At 75.4% G+C, this 2,154-nt stretch carries 2 protein-coding genes and 1 pseudogene; 2 read left to right on the forward strand and 1 reads right to left on the reverse strand.

Going from position 1 to position 2,154, the window contains the following annotated elements:
• Together EYA84_RS30915 and EYA84_RS30920 are read left to right on the forward strand one after the other, a co-directional pair.
• Window positions 1-525: pseudogene (locus EYA84_RS30915) on the forward strand (ATPase); the annotation flags it as partial.
• 79 nt (window positions 526-604) lie between these two features.
• Window positions 605-1,450, forward strand: a complete 846-nt coding sequence (locus EYA84_RS30920) for a universal stress protein (RefSeq protein WP_131057738.1) — start codon at window positions 605-607, stop codon at window positions 1,448-1,450.
• Between the two features lie 50 nt (window positions 1,451-1,500).
• On the opposite strand, the gene EYA84_RS30925 is transcribed toward EYA84_RS30920, so the two are convergent.
• Window positions 1,501-2,124, reverse strand: a complete 624-nt coding sequence (locus EYA84_RS30925; protein WP_131057739.1) for an FMN reductase — start codon at window positions 2,122-2,124, stop codon at window positions 1,501-1,503.
• Between the last annotated feature and the right edge of the window lie 30 nt (window positions 2,125-2,154).

A 2,154-nucleotide genomic window follows, 5' to 3' on the forward strand; every position in this document is an offset into this window, starting at 1 on the left:
GGGCTGCTCTGCGCCGACGCCTCGGTGGCCCCGCCGGACGCCGACCGACCGGACTGGTACGCCGTCGGCGATCCGGTGGAGGCGGCGCTGGTGACCTTCGCGGCCCGTTGCGGGCTGGACCCGGTCTCCACCCGGACGGCCTGGCCACGGATCGCCGCCCGCCCCTTCGACCGCCGGTTGCGCCGGACGACCATGGTGCACCGCTGCTGCGACCGCCGGTACCTGGTGGTCTGCACGGGTACGCCGGAGGGGGTGCTGCGCATGCCGCTGCTCGACGCCGTCGACGGGGACGTGACCACCCTGACCGCCGCCGCGCAGCGGATGGCCGACACCGGGCTGCGGGTGCTGGCGCTGGCGGCGGCCCTGGTGGGGACGGCACCGGTCGACACCGCCCACCCGGTCGGGTTGCGTCCGCTGGGGCTGGTCGCGGTCGGTGATCTCGCGGAGTCCGCCGGCCGACCCGGCCACCCGGACCGGAACCGTGGTCCACGGACCGTGGCCGCGCCGGGTGGGTCAGGCTGGTAGCGAGCGGGCATGGTGTGTCGGGGCCGGTCCCGGCCGGGGACGGCCCCGACAATTGGGCAGAGGCGAATCTGGAGGGCCGATGAATCGACCTGTCGTGGTGGGGGTGGACGGATCACCGCCGAGCCTGGTCGCCGCGGAACACGCGGCACAGGCCGCGGTCTGGCGGTCCCGCCCGCTGCACCTGGTGCACGGTTACCTGCACCCGCTCGGCTACGGGGTGCCGATCAACCCGTACGAGGTGGGGGTGCCGGCACCGACCGAGGACGGCCGGAAGATGCTCGAACAGACCTCCGCCGAGCTGGCCGACCGGTGGCCGGGGCTCACCGTCGAGGTACGCCAGGTGGCCGGAGGCCCAGGCGCGACGCTTGTCGAGGAGTCCCGGCGGGCGGAACTGGTCGTGGTGGGCAGCCGGGGTCTCGGCGGCTTCGCGGGGCTGCTGCTCGGTTCGGTCGGCACCCAGGTCGCCGCGCACGGCCACTGTCCGGTGCTGGTGGTCCGGCCGCCGGACCGTCCCCTGCCGACGGAGGGGCCGGTGCTGGTCGGGGTGGACGGCTCCGAGTCGGCCGAACTGGCCCTCGGGTACGGCGCCGAGGAGGCGGTCCGGCGCGGCGGCACGCTGGTGCTGGCGCACGTCGCCGACGAGCGACACACGGACGACGGCGGGGAGGCGGCGGCACTGCTGGCCACGGCGGCGGCCTCGGCCCGGGGCAGCCACCCGGGGCTGACCGTGGCGGAGCGGTTGATCACCGCGGCGAAGCCGGACCAGGCGCTGATCGAGGCGACGTCCGACGCGGCCCTGGTGGTGGCGGGCTCCCGTGGTCGGGGCGGCTTCGCCGGCCTGCTGCTCGGCTCGGTCAGCCAGGCGCTGGTGCAGCACGCCCGCTGCCCGGTGCTGGTCGCCCACCCGCACGGACCGGAGGTCTGAGTCACCGACGCCCTCGCCGTGGTCACGGCGAGGGCGTCCGCGTCGTACGGTCAGGAATTGCCGCCGCGCAGCAGCCGCTCGAAGTCGGTGCCGAGCGCGAACGGGTCGGCCGGCCCGCTCGACGGAGCGGCACGGTGCACCTGCTCGGCGAGTTCACCGGCGGCACGGGTGATCCGGGACCGCAGCGCGCCCTCGGCCGTACCGCCGGACCAGTCCTCGGAGGCGGCGAACACCGCCGTCGGCGTCACCACCGACCGCAGGTAGGCGAACATCGGGCGGAGCGCGTGCTCCAGCGCGAGGGAGTGCCGGGCGGTGCCACCGGTGGCCCCGATCAGCACCGGCCGTCCGCCCAGCGCGTCGGCGTCGAGCAGGTCGAAGAACGACTTGAACAGGCCGCTGTACGAGGCGTTGAAGATCGGCGTCACGGCGATCAGCCCGTCCGCGCCGGTGACCTGGTCGAGCACCTGCCGCAGGGCGTCCGGGGCGAACCCGGTGAGCAGGTGGTTGACGATGTCGTGGGCGTACTCGCGCAACTCGACGTGGTGCAGCTCGACCTGCTCGCCGCGCCCGACCAGCTCGTCACGGGTGGCCGTGGCGAGCTGGTCGGCGAGCAACCGGGTCGACGACGGCTGGCTGAGGCCGGCCGAGACGACGGCGATCGCGCGTACGGTCACCGCTCCCCCTCCGCCGACGCGGCGCCGGCC

The organism is Verrucosispora sp. SN26_14.1, from assembly GCF_004307965.1.
GTDB lineage: Bacteria > Actinomycetota > Actinomycetes > Mycobacteriales > Micromonosporaceae > Micromonospora.